The 19,338-nt window shown below is 70.9% G+C and carries 17 protein-coding genes and 7 pseudogenes; 6 read left to right on the forward strand and 18 right to left on the reverse strand.

Going from position 1 to position 19,338, the window contains the following annotated elements; genetic code table 11:
- Window positions 1-80: 80 nt before the first annotated feature.
- The 9 genes and pseudogenes from H0S67_RS25605 to H0S67_RS16095 form a co-directional block, all read right to left on the reverse strand.
- A pseudogene (locus tag H0S67_RS25605) lies at window positions 81-350 on the reverse strand (FTR1 family protein); the annotation flags it as partial.
- Window positions 351-556: 206 nt separating this feature from the next.
- Entirely contained in the window at window positions 557-1,261 is a 705-nt protein-coding gene (locus H0S67_RS16065; RefSeq protein WP_180933856.1) for a DsbA family oxidoreductase, read from the reverse strand.
- Between the two features lie 126 nt (window positions 1,262-1,387).
- Entirely contained in the window at window positions 1,388-3,046 is a 1,659-nt protein-coding gene (locus H0S67_RS16070; protein WP_219635300.1) for an APC family permease, read from the reverse strand.
- A gap of 203 nt (window positions 3,047-3,249) precedes the next feature.
- Window positions 3,250-4,278 (reverse strand): ketol-acid reductoisomerase, encoded by a 1,029-nt coding sequence (gene ilvC / locus H0S67_RS16075; protein ID WP_281368873.1) that lies wholly within the window; start codon window positions 4,276-4,278, stop codon window positions 3,250-3,252.
- Between the two features lie 52 nt (window positions 4,279-4,330).
- Window positions 4,331-4,873 (reverse strand): acetolactate synthase small subunit, encoded by a 543-nt coding sequence (ilvN, locus tag H0S67_RS16080; protein ID WP_180933857.1) that lies wholly within the window; start codon window positions 4,871-4,873, stop codon window positions 4,331-4,333.
- Window positions 4,873-6,616, reverse strand: a pseudogene (locus H0S67_RS16085) (acetolactate synthase large subunit). The gene ilvN and the pseudogene H0S67_RS16085 overlap by 1 nt, the downstream one beginning before the upstream one ends.
- A 265-nt stretch (window positions 6,617-6,881) precedes the next feature.
- Window positions 6,882-7,100, reverse strand: coding sequence for a VOC family protein (locus H0S67_RS28325; protein WP_425489824.1), 219 nt, complete (start codon window positions 7,098-7,100; stop codon window positions 6,882-6,884).
- Window positions 7,079-7,546, reverse strand: a pseudogene (locus H0S67_RS16090) (4a-hydroxytetrahydrobiopterin dehydratase); the annotation flags it as partial. The pseudogene H0S67_RS16090 and the gene H0S67_RS28325, both read right to left, overlap by 22 nt.
- On the reverse strand, window positions 7,543-7,959 hold the full coding sequence (locus tag H0S67_RS16095) for a VOC family protein (RefSeq protein ID WP_180933858.1): 417 nt from the start codon (window positions 7,957-7,959) through the stop codon (window positions 7,543-7,545). The pseudogene H0S67_RS16090 and the gene H0S67_RS16095, both read right to left, overlap by 4 nt.
- A gap of 46 nt (window positions 7,960-8,005) precedes the next feature.
- Between H0S67_RS16095 and H0S67_RS16100 the strand changes: the two genes are divergently transcribed.
- Window positions 8,006-8,362 (forward strand): UBP-type zinc finger domain-containing protein, encoded by a 357-nt coding sequence (locus H0S67_RS16100; protein ID WP_180933859.1) that lies wholly within the window; start codon window positions 8,006-8,008, stop codon window positions 8,360-8,362.
- 3 nt (window positions 8,363-8,365) lie between these two features.
- Here H0S67_RS16100 and H0S67_RS27500 read toward each other — a convergent pair whose 3' ends face one another.
- From H0S67_RS27500 to H0S67_RS16115, 5 genes and pseudogenes are all read right to left on the reverse strand, one after another.
- Complete coding sequence (locus H0S67_RS27500) at window positions 8,366-8,806, reverse strand: S66 peptidase family protein (protein WP_343050508.1); 441 nt, start codon at window positions 8,804-8,806, stop codon at window positions 8,366-8,368.
- 236 nt (window positions 8,807-9,042) lie between these two features.
- Window positions 9,043-9,378: pseudogene (locus H0S67_RS25615) on the reverse strand (LD-carboxypeptidase); the annotation flags it as partial.
- 77 nt (window positions 9,379-9,455) lie between these two features.
- Window positions 9,456-9,635 (reverse strand): kynureninase/PvdN C-terminal domain-containing protein, encoded by a 180-nt coding sequence (locus tag H0S67_RS25620; protein WP_246354800.1) that lies wholly within the window; start codon window positions 9,633-9,635, stop codon window positions 9,456-9,458.
- A pseudogene (locus tag H0S67_RS28330) lies at window positions 9,632-10,464 on the reverse strand (aminotransferase class V-fold PLP-dependent enzyme). The gene H0S67_RS25620 and the pseudogene H0S67_RS28330 overlap by 4 nt, the downstream one beginning before the upstream one ends.
- A gap of 282 nt (window positions 10,465-10,746) precedes the next feature.
- Entirely contained in the window at window positions 10,747-11,793 is a 1,047-nt protein-coding gene (locus H0S67_RS16115; protein WP_246354802.1) for an FUSC family protein, read from the reverse strand.
- Window positions 11,794-12,422: 629 nt separating this feature from the next.
- Between H0S67_RS16115 and H0S67_RS16120 the strand changes: the two genes are divergently transcribed.
- On the forward strand, window positions 12,423-12,578 hold the full coding sequence (locus H0S67_RS16120; RefSeq protein ID WP_180933861.1) for a hypothetical protein: 156 nt from the start codon (window positions 12,423-12,425) through the stop codon (window positions 12,576-12,578).
- A gap of 38 nt (window positions 12,579-12,616) precedes the next feature.
- On the opposite strand, the gene H0S67_RS25635 is transcribed toward H0S67_RS16120, so the two are convergent.
- The 3 genes and pseudogenes from H0S67_RS25635 to H0S67_RS16125 form a co-directional block, all read right to left on the reverse strand.
- The gene (locus tag H0S67_RS25635; protein ID WP_246355394.1) at window positions 12,617-12,904 is read right to left on the reverse strand and encodes a dihydroxy-acid dehydratase domain-containing protein; all 288 of its coding nucleotides are present in this window, start codon (window positions 12,902-12,904) and stop codon (window positions 12,617-12,619) included.
- A 53-nt stretch (window positions 12,905-12,957) separates the two neighbouring features.
- Window positions 12,958-13,086, reverse strand: a pseudogene (locus H0S67_RS26835) (hypothetical protein); the annotation flags it as partial.
- Window positions 13,087-13,180: 94 nt separating this feature from the next.
- Window positions 13,181-14,361, reverse strand: a pseudogene (locus H0S67_RS16125) (dihydroxy-acid dehydratase domain-containing protein); the annotation flags it as partial.
- A gap of 170 nt (window positions 14,362-14,531) precedes the next feature.
- On the opposite strand from H0S67_RS16125, the gene H0S67_RS16130 reads away from it, so the two are divergent.
- Both H0S67_RS16130 and H0S67_RS16135 read left to right on the forward strand, forming a co-directional pair.
- On the forward strand, window positions 14,532-15,803 hold the full coding sequence (locus H0S67_RS16130; RefSeq protein WP_219635302.1) for an MFS transporter: 1,272 nt from the start codon (window positions 14,532-14,534) through the stop codon (window positions 15,801-15,803).
- 206 nt (window positions 15,804-16,009) lie between these two features.
- Window positions 16,010-17,062 (forward strand): DUF2157 domain-containing protein, encoded by a 1,053-nt coding sequence (locus H0S67_RS16135; protein WP_180933862.1) that lies wholly within the window; start codon window positions 16,010-16,012, stop codon window positions 17,060-17,062.
- Here H0S67_RS16135 and H0S67_RS16140 read toward each other — a convergent pair.
- Complete coding sequence (locus tag H0S67_RS16140) at window positions 17,040-17,495, reverse strand: SRPBCC family protein (protein WP_180933863.1); 456 nt, start codon at window positions 17,493-17,495, stop codon at window positions 17,040-17,042. The genes H0S67_RS16135 and H0S67_RS16140 overlap by 23 nt on opposite strands.
- 115 nt (window positions 17,496-17,610) lie before the next feature.
- Here H0S67_RS16140 and H0S67_RS26840 point away from each other — a divergent pair, with 115 nt between their 5' ends.
- The gene (locus H0S67_RS26840) at window positions 17,611-18,378 is read left to right on the forward strand and encodes an APC family permease (protein ID WP_219635303.1); all 768 of its coding nucleotides are present in this window, start codon (window positions 17,611-17,613) and stop codon (window positions 18,376-18,378) included.
- The gene (locus H0S67_RS26845) at window positions 18,279-19,283 is read left to right on the forward strand and encodes an APC family permease (protein ID WP_219635304.1); all 1,005 of its coding nucleotides are present in this window, start codon (window positions 18,279-18,281) and stop codon (window positions 19,281-19,283) included. Before H0S67_RS26840 ends, H0S67_RS26845 begins: the two co-directional genes overlap by 100 nt.
- Window positions 19,284-19,338 lie beyond the last annotated feature (55 nt).

Consider the following 19,338-nt stretch of genomic DNA (forward strand, 5'->3'; position numbering starts at 1 on the left):
CGCCAGCGACCAGCGGCCGCCGTCGGCGCCCGGTCGATCCGGCCGCGGAGCTCCCCGCCCATGGCACGTGCGGCCCGGGCCATCCAGAAGATCATCCAGGTGACGAAGGCGACCGCGACCAGCGACAGGGTGCCGCCGATGGCCTCCTGGGCCTCGAAGGTGTGGCCGCGCGGGCCCCAGGTGAGGATCGCGCCGAACGCCAGGCTCACCGCGACCGCGGCGGCGACACCGGCCCAGATGCGCGGCAGCAGGTGCCGACGGTCCGACTTGACCAGGTAGGCCACGAGGATGCTCACGACGAGCGCGGCCTCGAGGCCCTCGCGGAGACCGATCAGGTAGTTGGCAAGCACGACGCGTCCTTCATAGGTGAGGCTTGGCTTACTTAGGCACGCCTAACCTTACATGGACCGCGTCCGCGCGTGGAACCGGACCACGCTGCGACCCGCCTCACACCTGCTCGGTAGTCCCCGCCGTTCGGCACGCTCCGGCGGGCAGGTCGGGGTGCCGATCGGCGGGGACTACCGCGTCGATCCGGTGGAAGCCTGCGAGGGGGTGGTCAGACCGCGCAGCCGTCCGGGCCGCACACCTGTCCCCCGTCGGCCATCTCGAGGGTGGGACGCGAGTCCGCCCATGCGCGCTCGAGGACCTGCGCGAAGACCTCCGCGGGCTGGGCCCCGGAGACGCCGTACTTCTGGTCCACGACGAAGAACGGGACACCGGTGGCGCCGTACGCCCGGGCCTGGGCGATGTCGGCCTCGACGGCGTCGGCGAAGTCCTCCCCCACCAGCACCTCCTTGACCCGCACCTCGTCGAGCCCCACCGCGGTCCCTGCCGCCTGCAGGACGTCGTGATCACCGACGTCCTCGGCACGGACGAAGTACGCCGCCAGCAGCTGCTCCTTGAGCTCGCCCTGCAGGGCGGGCCCGCCCGTCTCGAGGGCGAGGTGGAGCAGGCGGTGGGCGTCGATGGTGTTGGTGTGGACGTTGTCGAAGAGGCGGAACGCGAGCCCCTCGTCCTCGGCCAGCTCGATGAGCTGCTGCTGCATCTGGCGCATCTCGGCCTCGCTCCGGCCGTACTTGCGAGCGAGCACGCCGGTGGTCAGCTCGTGGCCGTGCCGCGGCGCACTCGGGTCCAGCTCGAAGGAGCGGTAGACGACCTCCACGTCGTCGCGGTGGTCGAAGCCGGCCAGGGCGGTCTCGAGACGCCGCTTGCCGATGTAGCACCAGGGGCAGACGACGTCGGACCAGATCTCGATACGCATGACTCGTACAACGTTCAACCGTCCCGGGCATTCCCGGACGTCGGCGTCGTCACAGGACAACGCCGGCCCGTCGTCGATCGACGACGGGCCGGCGCGCTCCCCGCCGACGGGCGACGGGTGGGGGGATCAGTGGGCGACGGGCTCCATGCCCTCCTCGGGCAGCTCGACCTCGCCGATCATCTCCTCGATCTTCTCGGTGCTGAGCGCCACGTTCATCGCCCAGTAGTAGACGACCAGGCTCCACGCGGCCACGACGAGCGCGTCCCAGCCGAACCCGATCAGCGCGTTGTCCCCCTTCGGACCGAAGTCGCTGATGTAGACGATGACTCCCATGCCGATCAGGTACGGGATCAGCCACGACGACGCCTTCCAGTCCAGGGTCGGCTTGTGCTCGTTGAGCTTGAAGACGCGGTTGGCGACCAGGATCGCGTAACCGATCAGGATCGAGACGCCGAGCTTCCAGTCGGTGTCCCAGCCGGTCCACAGGATGATCAGGTTGGCGATGATGAACGCCAGCGGCGAGAGGATCCCGGCCGCGGGCAGTCGGTACGGTCGCTCGGCGTGGGGAAGGCGTCGCCGGAACGCGCCCAGGGAGAGCGGCGCCCCGCCGTACATGAGCACCGACGCGCTGGTGATCAGGCCGACCAGCGACTGCCAGCTCGGGAACGGGAGGAAGCAGATGCACCCGGTGACGAACGCCGCGAGCAGTCCGACCCACGGGACCGCACGCTCGTTGGTCCACTCGAAGGCAGACGGGACGTAGCCGTTGCGGGAGAGTCCGTAGGCCAGGCGCGAGCTTCCGGTGGTGTAGATCAGGCCGGTGCCGCCGGGGCTGATGATCGCGTCGGCGTAGATGATCGCGGCCAGCCAGCCGATGCTCAGCAGCGTGGCGATCTCCGCGAACGGACCGGTGAAGGTCGTGTAGAGGCCGGGGCCGACCTGGTCCCAGGTGTCACCGATGGCGCTCTTCGGCAGGGCGAAGAGGAAGGTGATCTGCAGCAGGATGTAGAGCACGGTGCCGATGGCGACGGAGCCGATGATCGCGAACGGGACGTCCCGCTTGGGGTTGGCGGACTCGCCGGCGAGCTGGTCGGCCTGCTCGAACCCGAGGTAGCTGAAGATGATGCCGCCGGTGGACACCGCGGCGAAGATGCCCTTGAGGCCGGCCGGGTTGAAGCCGTTGGCCGCGGTCAGGTTGCTCGTGTCGAAGTTGGCGATCGCGAGGACCAGGATCGTCAGCAACGGGATCGCGATCTTCCACCAGGTGGCGGCGCTGTTCGTCGCCGCGAGCTTCTTGACGCCCAGGAAGTTGATCGCGGTCAGGATCGCCATCAGGACGATCGCCACCGCGATGCCGATGGGGTTCAGGACCGCGGTGTCAGGGTCGATCCACCCCTTGGCGAAGTCGTAGTGACCGGCGTAGGTGAGCATCGCGGAGACCTCGATGGGGGCGACGGTCGCCGCGTTGAGCCAGGCGAACCAGCCGAACGACGCCCCGGCGACGCCACCGAAGGCGTAGTGGGGGAAGCGCGCGGTGCCGCCGGAGACGGGGTACATGCCGCCCAGCTCGGCGTGCACGAGGGCCAGGACGACGATGGCGACGCCACCGATGATCCAGGAGATGATCGCAGCAGGTCCCGCCGCGACGAGGGCCTCCTGCGGGCCGAAGAGCCATCCCGAGCCGATGATCGAGCCCATCGAGGCCCACATCAGGCCGATGAGGCCGACCTCCCTCACCAGCTTGGTGTTGCGCCGCTTGGTCTGCGGCTCCTGTGTTGCTGTCATCTGCTCGGACCTCCGTGCGGGTGCGTTCACAGACCGAACCGAGTGCTCGGCCCCCCGGCACCTTCGGATGACCTACCCACCCGCCCACCGGGCAAACACGGCGCTCTGGAGCCCGCGGCGGACGGCCTCGAAAGGACGCCGAGCCGGCGTGGAGCACCCAAAGGAACGGGGCTCCACGCCGGCTCGGCGTCGGTTCTGCTGGGTCAGCGGGCGGAGGTGCCCTCGACGTAGTCGGAGTCGTGGCTCTTGACCCACGACATCAGCTTGCGCAGCTCGCGGCCGGTCTTCTCGATCGGGTGCTGCTCTGCCTGCTCGCGGAACTTCTTGAACTCCGGGGAGCCCGCGTCCTGGTCGCCGATGAAGCGCTGGGCGAACGAGCCGTTCTTGATGTCCTCGAGGACGGCCTTCATGTTCTCCTTGACGTGCTCGTCGATGACCCGCGGGCCGGAGACGTAGTCGCCGTACTCCGCGGTGTCGGAGACCGACCAGCGCTGCTTGGCGATGCCACCCTCGTACATCAGGTCGACGATGAGCTTGAGCTCGTGGAGGCACTCGAAGTAGGCGACCTCGGGCTGGTAGCCGGCCTCGGTGAGCACCTCGAAGCCGTACATCACCAGCTGGCTCGCGCCACCGCAGAGGACGGCCTGCTCGCCGAACAGGTCGGTCTCGGTCTCCTCGGTGAAGGTCGTCCGGATGCCGCCGGCGCGCAGGCCGCCGATCGCCTTGGCGTAGGAGAGCGCCAGGTCCCAGGCCTTGCCGGAGGCGTCCTTCTCGACGGCGACGAGCACCGGGACGCCGCGGCCGTCGACGTACTCGCGACGGACCAGGTGGCCCGGGCCCTTCGGCGCGACCATGAAGACGTCGACGCCCTCGGGCGGGGTGATGTAGCCGAAGCGGATGTTGAACCCGTGCCCGAAGACGAGGGTGTCCCCCTCGGCGAGCTGCGGCGCGATCTCCTCGGCGTAGAGCTTCCGCTGGTGCTGGTCGGGCGCCAGGATCACGATGACGTCGGCCTCCTCGGCCGCCTCCGCCGGGGTGAGGACGCGCAGGCCCTCGGCCTCGGCCTTCGCCCGGCTCTTCGACCCCGGCTGCAGGCCGACCCGGACGTCGACGCCCGAGTCGCGCAGGGACAGGGCGTGGGCGTGGCCCTGGCTGCCGTAGCCGATGACGGCCACGTTCTTGCCCTGGATCAGGGCGAGGTCGGCGTCGTCGTCGTAGAACATCTCAGCCACTGGGGCTCTCCTTCTGGGTTGTCTTCCGTGGGTACGTCGTGGGGTGCTGGGGTCAGCCGGTCGCGGCCGGCGGGGCGGGGATCGGCACCGGGCGCAAGGTGCGCTCGCTGATCGACCGGGAGCCGCGGCCGATGGCGACCATCCCGGACTGGACGAGCTCGCGGATGCCGAAGGGCTCGACCACCTTGAGGAACGACGCGAGCTTGTCGCCGTTGCCGGTGACCTCGATCGTCACCGCGTCGGTCGCGACGTCGACCACCCGGGCCTTGAAGAGCGCCACCGCGTCGAGGACCTGCCCACGCGACTCGGCGTCGGCCTTGACCTTGACCAGCAGCAGTTCCCGGTCGACCGATGACGAGCCGTCGAGCTCGACGATCTTGATCACCTCGACCAGCTTGTTGAGCTGCTTGGTGACCTGCTCGAGCGGGGACTCCTCGACGTTGACCACGATGGTCATCCGGGAGACCTCGTCGTGCTCGGTGGGGCCCACCGCGAGGGAGTCGATGTTGAAGCCCCGACGGCTGAAGAGGCCGGCGATCCGGGCCAGCACGCCGGGCTTGTTCTCCACCAGCACCGACAGGGTGTGCTTGCTCATCAGGCCTCGTCCTCCTCGAACTTCGGCGCCAGGTCGCGGGCGTACTTGATGTCGTCGTTGCTGGTGCCGGCGGCGACCATCGGCCACACCATCGCGTCGCGGTGGACCCGGAAGTCCACGACAACCGGCACGTCGTCGATCTCCATCGCCTTGTTGATGGTGGCGTCGACGTCGGCGGGGCTGTCGCAGGCGAGCCCCACGCACCCGTAGGCCTCGGCCAGCTTGACGAAGTCGGGGATCCGCTTGGAGTGCAGGTCGGTGTTGGAGTAACGCTCGTTGTAGAAGAGCGTCTGCCACTGACGCACCATGCCGAGCGACTCGTTGTTGATGATCGCGACCTTGATCGGGATGTCGTTGATCGCGCAGGTGGCCAGCTCCTGGTTGGTCATCTGGAAGCAGCCGTCGCCGTCGATCGCCCACACGGTCGTGTCCGGGCAGCCGACCTTGGCCCCCATCGCGGCCGGCACCGAGAACCCCATGGTCCCCAGGCCACCGGAGTTGATCCAGGTGTTGGGCTTCTCGTAGCCGACGAAGTGGGCGGCCCACATCTGGTGCTGCCCCACGCCGGCGGTGTAGATCGCGTCCGGACCGGCGATCTTGCCGAGCCGCTCGATGACGTACTGCGGGGCCAGGCTGCCGTCGGCCGGCTCGTCGTACCCGAGCGGGTAGCGCTGCTTGATCCCGGCCAGGAACTCCACCCAGGCCTCGTAGTCGCCGGTGTGGCCGGCGTCGGCCTCGGCCTTCAGCGCGACGAGCAGGTCGCTGATCACCTCGCGGCAGTCGCCGACGATCGGGACGTCGGCGATGCGGTTCTTGCCGATCTCGGCGGGGTCGATGTCGGCGTGGATGACCTTCGCCCCGGGGGCGAACGAGTCGAGGTTGCCGGTCACCCGGTCGTCGAAGCGGGCACCCAGGCTGATGATCAGGTCGCTGCGCTGGAGACCGGCGACCGCGGCCACGGTGCCGTGCATGCCGGGCATGCCGAGGTGCTGCGGGTGGCTGTCCGGGAACGCGCCGCGGGCCATCAGCGTGGTCACCACCGGCATTCCGGTGAACTCCGCGAGCACCTTCAGCTCGCGGGCCGCGCCGGCGCGGATCGTGCCGCCGCCGACGTAGAGCACCGGGCGGCGCGACTCGAGGATCAGCCGGGCGGCTTCGCGGATCTGCTTGGAGTGCGGGCGCGTCACCGGCCGGTAGCCCGGCAGGTGCAGCTCGGTCGGCCAGCGGAACGTCGTCATGGACTGCAGGGCCGACTTGGCGACGTCGACCGCACCGCCCCGGGCGACCGGTCGAGGCGAGGTAGAACGCCTCGGCGACGGTCCGCGGGATCTCGGCCGGGTCGGTCACCAGGAAGTTGTGCTTGGTGATGGGCATCGTGATGCCCCGGATGTCGGCCTCCTGGAAGGCATCGGTGCCGATCATCGAGGCGCCCACCTGGCCGGTCACGGCCACCATCGGCACCGAGTCCATGTGCGCGTCGGCGATCGGCGTGACCAGGTTGGTCGCGCCCGGGCCCGAGGTGGCCATGCAGACGCCCACCTTGCCGGTCGCGGCGGCGTACCCCTGTGCGGCGTGCCCGGCACCCTGCTCGTGGCGCACCAGGATGTGCCGGATCGCCGTGGAGTCCATGAGCGGGTCGTACGCCGGGAGGATCGCCCCGCCCGGGATGCCGAAGATGTTCTCGGCGCCGGCCGCCTCCAGCGACTTGATCAGGCTCTGTGCGCCCGTGATCTGCTCGCTCATCCTCTGGTTCCTGTCCTCACTCGTTGCGATCACACACCCGGTCCGGCCAACAAAAAACCCCTCGGCCCGTGGGCAACGAGGGGTCGACGCGCGTGCTGGTGTCGTGGACTCAGCTCACGCGTCGCGTGCGTACAAGAATCTGCTGGCGCATGCGATCACGGTAGCCGTCGGCTCTCGTGTCCGTCACCAGAGTCTGGCACGCGTCCCAACATCTGGGACGCGGGTCCCGTCTTTCGAGATGGCCGCCGGGCGAAACCGGTGGGGTCTATCCGCCCTCGGCGCGGCCCGCCCAGGTCGTCACACAGGCCTTGTTGCCCTCGGCGTCGGCCAGCACCCAGAACGTCGGGGCACGGTCGTCGCTGACCAGCGTGCCGCCCGCACCGAGCGCGGCCTCCACGCGCGCGAACGCCTCCTCGGCGGCACCCGGATGTCGAGGTGGAAGCGCTGACGTGGCTCCTCGTGGGCCACGGTCTGCTGGAACCACAGGGTCGGCAGGATTCCCCGGCCGTCGATCAGCTCGTCGTGCAGCGGCGAGTCCTGCAGCCCCAGGACCGCCCGCCAGAACGGCTTGATGGCGTCGGGCTGTGCGCTGTCGAGCGCGATCTCGAGCACCTGGACCGCCGCGGGGACGGCGGTGACGCCCAGCCCCGCCGCCAACTTGCTGATCCGGCGGGCCAGCGTGGTGTCACGGGAGGTGACCCCGAAGACGTCGTGGCTGAAGAGCCGCACGTGCACCTGGCCGTAGCGCAGGTCGAGGTCGGGATGGTGGTCCATCTCCTCGGCGGCGGCGCCGATCGCCTCGACCAGCCGCAGGCCGGTCGCGAAGTCACCGGTCCGGTAGCGCGCGTGCAGTGCCTGGAAGAGGACACGCCAGTCGGCGAGTCCCTCCGCCTCGACCTGCTGCGGGGTGAGGGTGTCCGTGCCGCTCATGGCAGCACCTCCTGTCCGATCGGTCCGGGGTTGGTGGCGATCTCCCAGCGGAAGCCGTCGGGGTCGGCGAAGTAGCCGGTGTAGCCGCCCCACTCCCTCTCCACCGCCGCCACGACGGGGTCGGCCCCCGCGGCTCGGGCGGTCGCCAGGATCTCGTCGACCTCGGCGTTGGTGCGGACGTTGTGCGAGAGCGTGACGGGGACCAGGCCCGGGCCCCGTCGGATCGGTCCGACCTCGGCCTCGAAGCCGGCCTCGGCCCACAGGGAGAGCACCAGGCGCTCCCCGGCCTTGATCATCAGCACCTCGCCCGGAACGTCGAGGGCGGGCGTCCACCCGAGGCCGTCCACGTAGAAGGCGCGGGTGGCGTCGAGGTCGCGCACCGCCAGGGTCACGAAGCTGATCCGCTGGTCCATGCCGTCACTCTGGCACAGGGCACCGACGCGACCCTAGGCTCGTGCGATGAGCCACGACAGCGACCCCAGCATCGACTCCAGCGTGCCGCCCTCCGGCCCGGGGTGCGTCGAGTGCGAGGCGGCCGGCGGCTGGTGGGTCCACCTGCGGCGGTGCGCGCGATGCGGGCACGTCGGCTGCTGCGACAGCTCCCCCGCGCAGCACGCCACCGCCCACTTCCGCGAGTCCGGTCACCCGGTCGTCGCCAGCTTCGAGCCCGGCGAGGACTGGTTCTGGGACTACGCCCGGGAGGTCGGCGTGCTCGGTGGACCGCTCGCCCCGCCCACCTCGCGACCCGCGGACCAGCCGGTCCCCGGTCCCGCCGGCCGGGTGCCCGCCGACTGGCAGGACCACGTCCACGGGTGAGCCTCACCCGAGGGTCTGGGTGACCTCGCGTCGCTCGCCGTCCACCACGACGCGGCCGAGCGCGCCGTTGACCAGCGGGAGGAAGGGCTGCGTGTGCCCGACCTCCAGGTCGAGCACGATCGGGATCCCGAGCATCCCCAGGGCGTCGACGACGGCGTCGTGCTGGCTGAAGTCGTCGAGGCTCGGCGCCGGGGTGCGCCCGACCAGGATCGCGTTGGCGTGCTCGAACCACCCGGCCAGCCGCAGCCCGTGCAGCGCCCGGGCGACGTCGTACGGCCGTGCTCCGCGGCCTCGAGGTAGACCAGCAGCCCCTCGTCCGCGTGCTCCCGCCCGAACGCCGGCACGTCGCCGTACGCCGTGCCCGCGAGGTCGGAGACGGTCTCGATGCAGCCGCCGACCAGGCGGCCGCTGACGTCGAGGTCTCCCCCGCCGACCACCGTCCAGGAGCCGGTCGAGTCCAGCTCCATCGTCGACACGTCCGGGTCACCCACGTAGTCGTAGAAGCCCAGGCTCCGATAGCGGCCCGGGCTGCGCTGCGTGAACGGCGTCGTCGACCCGGCCACGTCGAGCCAGTGCAGCAGCCCCTCGGGCGACTCGAACGGGGTGTCCATCAGGTTCCAGCCGTGGAGGGTCGCCCAGCCGAGCCGCAGGGTGATCGGGAGCAGCACGGTGGACATGTCGCTGAAGCCGACCAGCCAGGTGGGCTCGGCCGCCGCCAGCGCGTCCCAGTCGAGCTGGTCGACCAGGTCGATGGCGAGCTCGCCGCCCCACGGTGGCACGACCGCCCGGATCGCCGGGTCGACCAGCATGAAGGTGAGCTCGGCGGCGCGCTGCCCCCTCGGGGCGGACACGACGCGGTCGGCGCCCATGCACTCGCCCACCACGACGTCGAAGCCCCGGTCCCGCAGGGCGGCGAGGGCGACGTCGAGGCGACCCTGCATGCGCGGCGCGACACCGCTGGACGGCGAGGTCACGCCGATCCGGTCACCGGGCTGGAGCGGTCGCGGGAAGCGCATGCCCCAGCCTCGCAGCCGGGGAGGTCGGGACGCGAACGGATTAGCGGGCACGGCGCTCCGCTCCTGCCCCGGCTGTCTCAGTCCGCGCGCACGAGCTCCTCCGCGATGGCCTCGATCCCTACCCTCACCTCGGCGTACGACGTCGACAGCGGCGACAGCCCAAGCCTGAGCCCCTGCGGGTCGCGGTAGTCGGGGATCACGTCGCGCTGCCACAGCGCCGCGGTGACCGCCTGCATCAGCGGGTGGTTGAGCGTCACGTGTCGCCACGCCTCTCCGGGTCCGCCGGCGAGGCCAGCTCGACGCCCGCCGGGCCCAGCAGCTCCTCGGCGAGCTGTACGGCGTACCCGGTCAGGCCCTCCGACTTGGCCCGGACCGCGGGCATCCCGGCCTCGTCGAGGAGGGCGAGCATGTCCTGCATCGCCAGCATCCCGAGGATCGGCGGCGTCCCGGACAGGAACCGGCGGATGCCCTCCGCCGGCGCGTAGTCGGGGCCCATCAGGAACGGGTCCGCCGCACCGATCCAGCCCTGCACGGGCTGGACGAGGTCGGAGAGGTGACGCGCCGCGACGTACACGAACGCCGGGGAGCCCGGTCCGCCGTTGAGGTACTTGTAGGTGCAGCCGACCGCCAGGTCGACGTCCCAGGCGTCGAGCTGCATCGGCACCGACCCGACCGAGTGGCTGAGGTCCCACAGGACCAGCGCCCGGCGTCGTGGGCGATGGCGGTCAGCGTCGGCATGTCCGCCAGCCAGGCCGAGCGGTAGGCCACGTGGCTGAGCACCACGAGGGCCGTGTCCGGACCGACTGCCGCGGCGAGCTGGTCGGCGGTCACGCCGGCGGAGGTGTCGACGTCGATCCAGCGCAGCCGCACGCCGAGCTCCGCGGCGATCCCCTGCGCGAGGTAGCGGTCGGTCGGGAAGTTGTCGCGGTCCAGCACGATCTCCGCGCGGCCCGGTCGGGCGGCGACCGCGGCGCGCATCGCCTTGTAGAGCAGCACCGTGGTCGAGTCGCCGATGGTCGTCTGGCCCGGGCCGGCACCGAGGGTGATCCGGGCGAGCTCGTCACCGATGGCGATCGGCAGGTCCATCCACCGTTCGTCCCACCCGCGGATCAGGCGGCCGCCCCACTCCTCCTCGACGAAGCGGGCGAGCCGGTCCCCCGTCACCCGCAGCGGCCGGCCGAGCGAGTTGCCGTCGAAGTAGACCAGCGAGTCCTCGGAGCCGACGAAGCGCTCCCGGTAGCCCGCGAGCGGTCGTCACGGTCGAGCCGGGCGGCGGTCGCGTCAGTCACGCGGACATGTCTACCGCGTGGTGGCTTCGCCTCGACCGTGAACCCGCCGGGGACAAGGTCGGTGCACGGCGTGCCGGCGTCACCCAGCCGCGACCGTGTCCCGGTCCGGGCGGCGGGTCAGGGAGCCCACGGCCAGGCCGATGACGACGCCGATCACGGTCTCCACGCCGCGGTCCCACAGCAGCGTGCCCGCCGGGATCGGGGCGACGAGGTGGACCATCAGCAGCGCCAGCGGTGTCACGGCGACCAGGGCCAGCGCGTAGTTGCGCCCGACCAGCAGCTCGGCGCCGACCTGCAGCAGCACGATCACCAGGATCAGGACCAGGCCGCGGGGGTCGACGGCGAACAGCACGGCCGCCAAACCCAGGCCGACCCCGGTCCCGACCAGCCGGTGCACGCCGCGGGTGACCTGCGGTCCGAGGTCGCGTGCGGCGAGCGGCACCACCGCGGAGACCATGGCCCAGTAGGGATGGCCGATCCCCGCGGCGGTGGCGATGGAGCCGGCGATCGCGACCGCGAGCCCGTTGCGCAGGGCATGGCGGCGTGCGACGCCGTACGACGTACGCCGGGTGACCGGTGCGCCGTCGTCCACGCGCTGACCGTGCCGGTGGCGCCACCACGAACCCGCGGCCCCGACGAGCACCGAGAACGCAGCGGACGCGCCGGCGACCACGACCGCGACCAGCACGTCCCCCGGACTGCTGGGCAGCGAGGCGCAGGCCGCGAACGCGAACACGAGGAAGAGCGGGCCGGGCGGGTGCCAGTCCTGCGCGTCGGACACCAGGGAGCCACCGACGGCGACCAGGGCAGCGGCCGGCACCGCCGGCCAGGCCCGCTCGGGTGAGAGCCCGACGACGACGCCCGTCGCGGTTGCCAGCGTCAGCAGCACTGCGAGCGTCGACTGCATCCGCACGCGCGACAGGTGGACGTGGTTGCGGCCGTAGAGCGACGTGAAGGCACCGAACGCGGCGTAGATCGACCACTCCTGGCGGTCGATCGCCCAGAGCACCAGGAGCGGGCCCAGCACGCTGACACCGGCGCGCAGCGCCACGCGGTGAGCGCCCGCGTGCGGGCCGATCCCGACCAGCTGGCGCCGGACGTGGCGCCAGCGCGGGGGGTCACTCACGGCCACCATCTTCGTCCTCTCGTGGGGTCCGCACGTCGCCGGTCCCCCGGCCTCGAGGCCGCGCTTACTCCCGAGGTGACGGGGTACCTCCGGTGGGAGGCCGGCGTTCGCCGGCCCGCCGGTCCGGGAGGGACCGGTTCGTCGATGGAGGGAAAGCATGTCGATTCTCGGGAGAGCGAACCCGGCGCGGTCCGCCGCCTTCGCACTGTCTCTGCTCATCAGCCTGTCCATGGTCCTGGTCGCCGGCAGCCCGGCAACGCGGCGACGACGGCCGCCAGGTCGTCCACCGCGAAGACCGTCGTGGCCCACAGCCCCGCCGGCAAGATGACGTCCCGGATCGCCGGGACGACCAGCAAGGGGCAGCAGGTCACGGCTACTACACCCCGCTGAAGTTCGTCAGGAAGGACGGCAAGTCAAGGTCCGCGGGCTGGTCAACGGCGTGGTCCACCGCGCCGACGGCACCACGCGCACGTTCACGGCCGTGCGCACGCTGCGCGTGAAGGCGATCAACGGGACCCGGTCACCACCGCCCGCCAGGCGGCCCGGGCCAAGGCCACCTGCGACGTCCTGCACCTGGTGCTGGCCCCGCTGGACTGGACCTGCTCGGGCTCAAGGTCCATCTGGACCGCGTGGTCCTCGACATCGTCGCCCAGTCCGGCGCCGCAACCTGCTGGGCAACCTGCTTGCTCGGTCACCGGCCTGCTGGACGGAGGTGTCCAGGGGCGCTGGGCCGCCTGGTCAACCTGTTGAACCAGATCCTCGGCAAGCTGGGCCTCGGCGTCTGACGCCCACCGGATCCCGGCACCACGTCGGGCGCCGCGGCTCACGCGGCGCCCGACGCTGGGGTCCCGACCCGGTCGGCCCGGGTCGGGGTCAGCTGGTGACCGCGCCGTGGGCGGCCGACTGCACGACATTGGCGTACTTGCCCAGCACGCCGCGCGTGTACTTCGGCGGGTTCGGCTCCCAGCCCACCGCGGCTCGCGAGCTCTTCGTCGTCGATCTCCACCTCGAGCAGCCGGTTGGCCACGTCGAGGGTGATCGAGTCCCCGTCGCGGACGAAGGCGATCGGTCCGCCGTCGACGGCTTCCGGGGCGATGTGCCCGACACACAGGCCGGTCGTGCCGCCGAGAAGCGGCCGTCGGTGATGAGCAGGACGTCCTTGCCCAGGCCGGCGCCCTTGATGGCGCCGGTGATCGCGAGCATCTCGCGCATGCCGGGGCCGCCCTTGGGGCCCTCGTAGCGGATGACCACGACGTCGCGGGCCTTGATGCTCCCGGCCTCCAGCGCATCCATCGCGGCGCGCCGCCGTCGAAGACCCGGGCGGTGCGGTGAAGACCGAGTCGTCGAAGCCCGCGGACTTCACCACGGCGCCCTCGGGGGCCAGCGAGCCCTTGAGGATGGTCAGGCCACCGGTCTTGTGGATCGGCCGGTCCAGGCTCCGGATCACGTCGTCGTCGAGGTCCGGCGGCGAGAGCTCCGCCAGGTTCTCGGCCATCGTCCGGCCCGTCACGGTCAGGCAGTCGCCGTGCATCAGGCCGGCGTCGAGCAGCGCCTTCATCACCACCGGGATGCCGCCGATCTTGTCGACGTCGTACATCACGTACTTGCCGAACGGCTTGAGGTCACCGAGGTGCGGCACCTTGTCACCGATCCGGTTGAAGTCGTCGATGGTCAGGTCGACCTCGGCCTCGCGGGCCATGGCCAGCAGGTGCAGCACGGCGTTCGTGGAGCCGCCGAGGGCCATGACGACGGTGATGGCGTTCTCGAACGCCTCGCGCGTCATGATCTGGCGGGCGGTGATGCCCTTGCGCAGCAGGTTGACCACGGCCTCGCCGGACCGGTGCGCGAAGCCGTCGCGGCGACGGTCGACGGCCGGCGGGGCCGCCGAACCCGGCAGCGACATGCCGATCGCCTCGGCCACCGCCGCCATCGTTTGGCGGTGTACATGCCACCGCAGGCGCCCTCACCCGGGCAGATGGCCCGCTCGATCCGGTCCACCTCCTCGCGGCTGATCTTCCCCGCCAGGCACGCCCCGACCGCCTCGAAGGCGTCGATGATCGTCACGTCGTTGCCGTCCACCTGGCCCGGCATGATCGAGCCGGCGTAGAGGAAGACGCTCGCGAGGTCCAGGCGCGCGGCCGCCATCATCATCCCCGGCAGCGACTTGTCGCAGCCGGCGAGCAGCACCGAGCCGTCGAGCCGCTCGGCCATCATCACGGTCTCGACGGAGTCGGCGATCACCTCGCGGGAGACCAGCGAGAAGTGCATCCCCTCGTGCCCCATCGAGATCCCGTCGGACACCGAGATCGTGCCGAACTCCAGCGGGTAGCCGCCGGCGGCGTGCACGCCGTTCTTGACCGCCTTGGCGAGCCGGTCCAGCGAGAGGTTGCACGGGGTGATCTCGTTCCAGCTCGAGGCGACACCGACCTGGGGCTTGGCGAAGTCCGCGTCGCCCATGCCCACCGCGCGCAGCATGCCGCGCGCTGCCGCCTTCTCCAGGCCGTCGGTGACGTCGCGGGACCGGGGCTTGATGTCGATCTGACCGTCCTGGGCGCGCTCGTCCGTCATGCGGCTGAGCCTAATCCTGTGGGGAGGGCCGGGTCCGACCTCGGCCGGGTGCTGGACGCGACCGTCGACCGGACCCCCATCTGGGGGATGTGACGCATGCCACGTTCTCGAAGGGGGAACAGATCGGGGTGGACCTGCGGCACGGGGCCGCAGCAGAGGGGAGCACTCCGATGACACTCGACCCTGAGACCGCGAAGGCAGCCCGCGAGGCGGAGGGCACCGCCGAGCAACGCCGGCAGGTCCGGAAGGCGGCCCTGGCCAGCACGGTCGGCACCACGATCGAGTGGTACGACTACTTCCTCTACGGCACGGCCGCCGCCCTGGTCTTCCCCGACGTCTTCTTCCCGAACTCCTCGCACTACGTGGCGACGCTGGAGTCGTTCGCGACGTACTTCGTCGGCTTCGCCGCCCGGCCGATCGGCGCGGCGATCTTCGGGCACTGGGGCGACCGGATCGGCCGCAAGGCCACGCTCATCGTGACCCTGGTGCTGATGGGGGTCTCGACCGCGCTGATCGGCTTCCTGCCCAGCGCCGCGTCGTGGGGCAGTGCGGCCGCGATCTGCCTGATCGTGCTGCGGGTCCTCCAGGGCGTCGCGGTCGGCGGCGAGTGGAGCGGCTCGGTGCTGCTGTCGATGGAGTGGGGCGACCAGAAGCGCCGGGGCCTGATGGGGAGCTGGCCGCAGCTCGGCGTGGCGTGCGGCCTGATCCTCGGCACGGCACTGCTCACGATCTTCAACAGCGCCCTCACCGACGACGCCTTCCTGTCCTGGGGCTGGCGGGTGCCGTTCATGCTCAGCCTGCTGATGGTGGCGATCGGCCTCTACATCCGGCTGCAGATCCTCGAGACCCCGATGTTCGCCAAGGCCGTGCAGCAGAAGCGGATCCGTCGGACGCCGGTCCTCGAGGTGATCCGCAGCCACCCGAAGGAGATCGTGCTGTCGGCGCTGATCCGGATGTCGGAGCAGATGCCGTTCTACGTCGTGACCGCCTTCGTGCTGGCCTACCTCACCGACGACCAGCACGGCTACAGCAACAACTTCGTGCTGATCGGCACCCTGATCGCCGCTGGCCTCGAGTTCTTCCTCGTGCCCTACTTCGGGCACCTGTCGGACTCGGTGGGCCGCAAGCGCGTCTACATGACCGGCGCGGCGATCACCGGCCTGTGGGGCTTCGTCTACTTCGCGATGCTCGACAGCGGCCTGTCCTGGCTGGTGTTCCTCGCCCTGTGCCTGGGGCTGATCCCCCATGCCATGCAGTACGGACCGCAGGCCTCGCTGATCGCCGAGTCGTTCCCCACCTCCCTGCGGTACGGCGGTGCCGGTCTGGGTTACCAGCTCGCGTCGGTCGTGGCCGGCGGGCCCGCGGCCCTGGTGGCGACCTGGCTCATCCACGAGTTCGGCAGCGGCTACGCGGTGGCGGTCTACATGCTTCTCCCGCGCTGATCACGCTCGCGGCGTGCGCTGCGCTGCGCGACCACAGCCGGTCCGACATCGACGACGACGCGACGTACGCCGTGGCCGGCCGCACCGGGTGACGCCGGTCCGGGCGGACGTCCAAGGTCCCGGCGCCCCGGGCACCTCGACCCCTGCCCGGGGCGTCCCGGCCGGGCAGGCTCGAGGTACGGGGGAACGTCCTCGAGGAGGTCGCCATGAGGTCCCCAGCCGTGCCCCACCGTCCGCCTCCGGCACCTCCTCCCGACCCCGACCTGCTGGACGAGTGGGTGGCCGCCGGGCTGATCGACGCCGAGCAGGCCGACCACATCCGCGCGTACGAGCGGGGCCAGGTCGGGCCGCGTCCCGGCCTCACCACATCCACGACACCAGCCACGACACCGGCCACGACACCGGCCGCGTCGACCGGTCCGTCGCTCGTGGTCGAGGCCCTCGGCTACCTGGGCGGCGTGATCATGCTCGTGGGCGCGGGCATCCTGGTCGGGCTCTACTGGACGGACGTCCCGGTGGCCCTCCGGCTGGTCCTCGTTGGGGCCGCCGCCCTCGCCCTGCTCGCCGGTGGGACCGCGGTCCCCGACCGTCTCGGCGATGCGGCGGGGCGACTGCGCGCGGTGCTGTGGGCGCTGGCCGTGGCCGCCGCCGGTGGCTTCTTCGGCATCCTGACCGCAGACGTGCTGGACCGCCACGACGAGAGCTCCCTGATCGTGGTCGGGACCTGCACCGCGCTGGTCGGCGGCATCCTGTGGTGGCTGCGACGGACCTGGCTGCAGCAGCTCGCCTTCCTGCTCCCGCTCGTGATGGCCGCGCAGGGACTCGCCTTCACGATCACCGGTGACCTCGACAACCCGTGGGGTGGCACCTTCACCTGGGTGGTCGGCGTGGCCTGGATCGCGCTGGCCTGGGCCGGACGCCTGGACCCGCGGACCACCGGCATGGCCTTCGGCGCGCTGGCGGCGATCTTCGGCGCGCTGGGCGTCGACAGCCAGGTCGGCATCGCGATCGGCCTCGCCACGGCCGTGGCCGTCGTGGCCCTCGCGCTGGCCGAGCGCAGCCTCCCTCTCCTCGCCGTGGCCGCGTTCGGGATGCTGAGGACCGCACCGAGGGCTGCGACCGAGTGGTTCCCCGGTCCACTGTCGGCGGCAGTGGCCCTGATGGTCACCGGTGCGCTGCTCATCGTCGCGGCGATCCACGTCGCGCGCCACCGGGCCGGAGGCGAGCCCCAGCCGCTCAGGCCTCCGCGACGGCCTTGAGCCGGGCGAGGCCCTTCTCGAAGTCCTTGCCGACCAGCCTGTCCATCGGCACGAGCTTCGAGAACACGGCGGCCATGCCGGTCTGCTCACCCCTCATCGTCCACGTCACCTCCGTGGCCGCTCCGGCCGCGACGAAGGTGAGATCGACATCGTTGGTGGCCTTGAACGGCTTGAGGAAGGCCAGCCGGATCCCGATCGCCTCTTCCGAGGAGGACGTGATCTCCATGCTGCCCCGCCCGGCCTTGCGGTTGCCGGACCACGCGTAGCGGGCACCGACTCCCGAGTCGGGTCCCGAGTAGGTCCGTTTCAGGGCCGGATCCAGGTCCTCCCACGGCGACCACGCGGTCCACTCGTGGAAGTCGTCGACGAGCCCGCGTATCCGTGCGGGGTCGGCCTGGATCGTGACCGAGCGGGACACCTCGAAATGGCTCATGGACGCATCATGGCCCAGCGCCGAGCGTTTGCCCTCCCACCAGCCGGGTAACGAAAGGGAGTTCGGACTATCTCGGCCGGACCGTGCTCGACCCCTTGTGAAAGTGATGGTGCACATGTCCACGGACACCCAGACCTCGTCGACGACAGACGAGACACAGCTCAAACGACATGTCGGCGTGGTCGGGCTGCTGTTCGCCAGCGTCGGGTCGATCATCGGGTCAGGATGGCTCTTCGGCGCCCTCAACGCCGCGGTCGCCGCCGGCCCCGCGGCGATCATCTCGTGGGGCCTCGGCGGCGTCATGATCCTGATGATCGCGCTGGTCTACGCGGAGCTGGGGACGATGTTCCCGCTGTCCGGTGGCGTGGTCCGCTTCCCACACCTGGCGTTCGGCTCGTTCGCGAGCTACTCGGCCGGCTGGATCACCTGGGTCGCGGTCGCGACGACCGCCCCGATCGAGGTCGAGGCCGCCCTGCAGTACGCCACCAAGTACGCGCCGTTCACCGCCGCGCACACCGTGAACGGGGAGATCGTCCACACGCTGACCGGCCTCGGCTACGTCAGCGCGGTCTTGCTGATGGCGCTCTTCGTGGTCGTGAACTTCTACGGCGTGCGCTGGTTCGCCCGGATCAACAACGCCCTGGTCGGCTGGAAGATCTGCATCATCCTGCTGGTGGTCGCGGCGTTCCTGCTCACCGCGGTGCACGGGGAGAACTTCACCAGCCACGGCTTCATGCCGCAGGGCTGGCACGGTGTCTTCACGGCGATCGCCACCTCGGGGTCGTGTTCTCCTACCTCGGCTTCCGCCAGGGCATCGAGTTCGCCGGCGAGACCGACAACCCGCACCGCAACGTCCCGATCGCGGTCGTGGGCTCGGTGCTGATCACCGGCCTGATCTACGTCGCCCTGCAGGTCGCCTTCATCGGGGCGCTGGACCCCTCCGACCTGGAGAAGTCGGGCAGCTGGGCCAACCTGACCTTCAGCGGCGACTTCGGCCCGCTCGCGGCCGTCGCCACGGCCCTGGGCCTCGGCTGGCTGGCCATCCTGCTGTACGCCGACGCGATCATCTCCCCCGGCGACACCGGCCTGATCTACACGACCACGACCTCGCGCATCTCCTACGCGATGGCCAAGAACCGCAACGCCCCCCAGGCGCTGGCGCGCACGACCGACCGCGGTGTCCCCATGATCTCGCTGATCGTGACCTTCCTCGTCGGCCTCATCGTGTTCCTGCCGTTCCCGAGCTGGCAGCAGCTCGTCGGGTTCATCACCTCGGCCACGGTGCTCTCCTTCGCCTCCGGCCCGCTGGTGCTCGGCGCGCTGCGCCGTCGGCTTCCCCAGGCCGAGCGCCCGTTCCGGGTGCCCGGTGGCCATCTGATCCCGGTGATCGCGTTCTTCGCGTCGAACCTGATCGTCTACTGGTCCGGCTGGGACATCGTGTGGAAGTTGGCCATCGCCGTCGCCATCGGCTTCGTGCTGCTGCCGATCTACAAGGCGCTGGGCAACGACGTGCCCGACCTCGACTTCGCGGCGGGTGCGAGCTGGGTGCTGCCGTGGCTCGGCGGGCTGGTCCTGCTGTCGTGGCTGGGCAACTACCCGGAGCCGGCCGCCGGCAACCTGAACATCCTCACGTTCGAGACCTCGATCCCCCTGATCCTGGTGTTCTCCGTCGCCATCTACGCCCTCGCGATGAAGTTCTGCCTCCCCACCCCGGAGATGGAGCGCCACATCGAGGCCACGAAGGAGGAGGCCGCGCTCGAGGAGGAGGAGCTCGGCAGCGCTCCGTGAGGCTTCCCATCCGCTGAGGCGGGTCCCACGCTGAGGCGGGACCCACCCAGCAGAC

The organism is Nocardioides ungokensis, assembly GCF_013466985.1.
Taxonomy (GTDB): Bacteria; Actinomycetota; Actinomycetes; order Propionibacteriales; family Nocardioidaceae; genus Nocardioides; species Nocardioides ungokensis.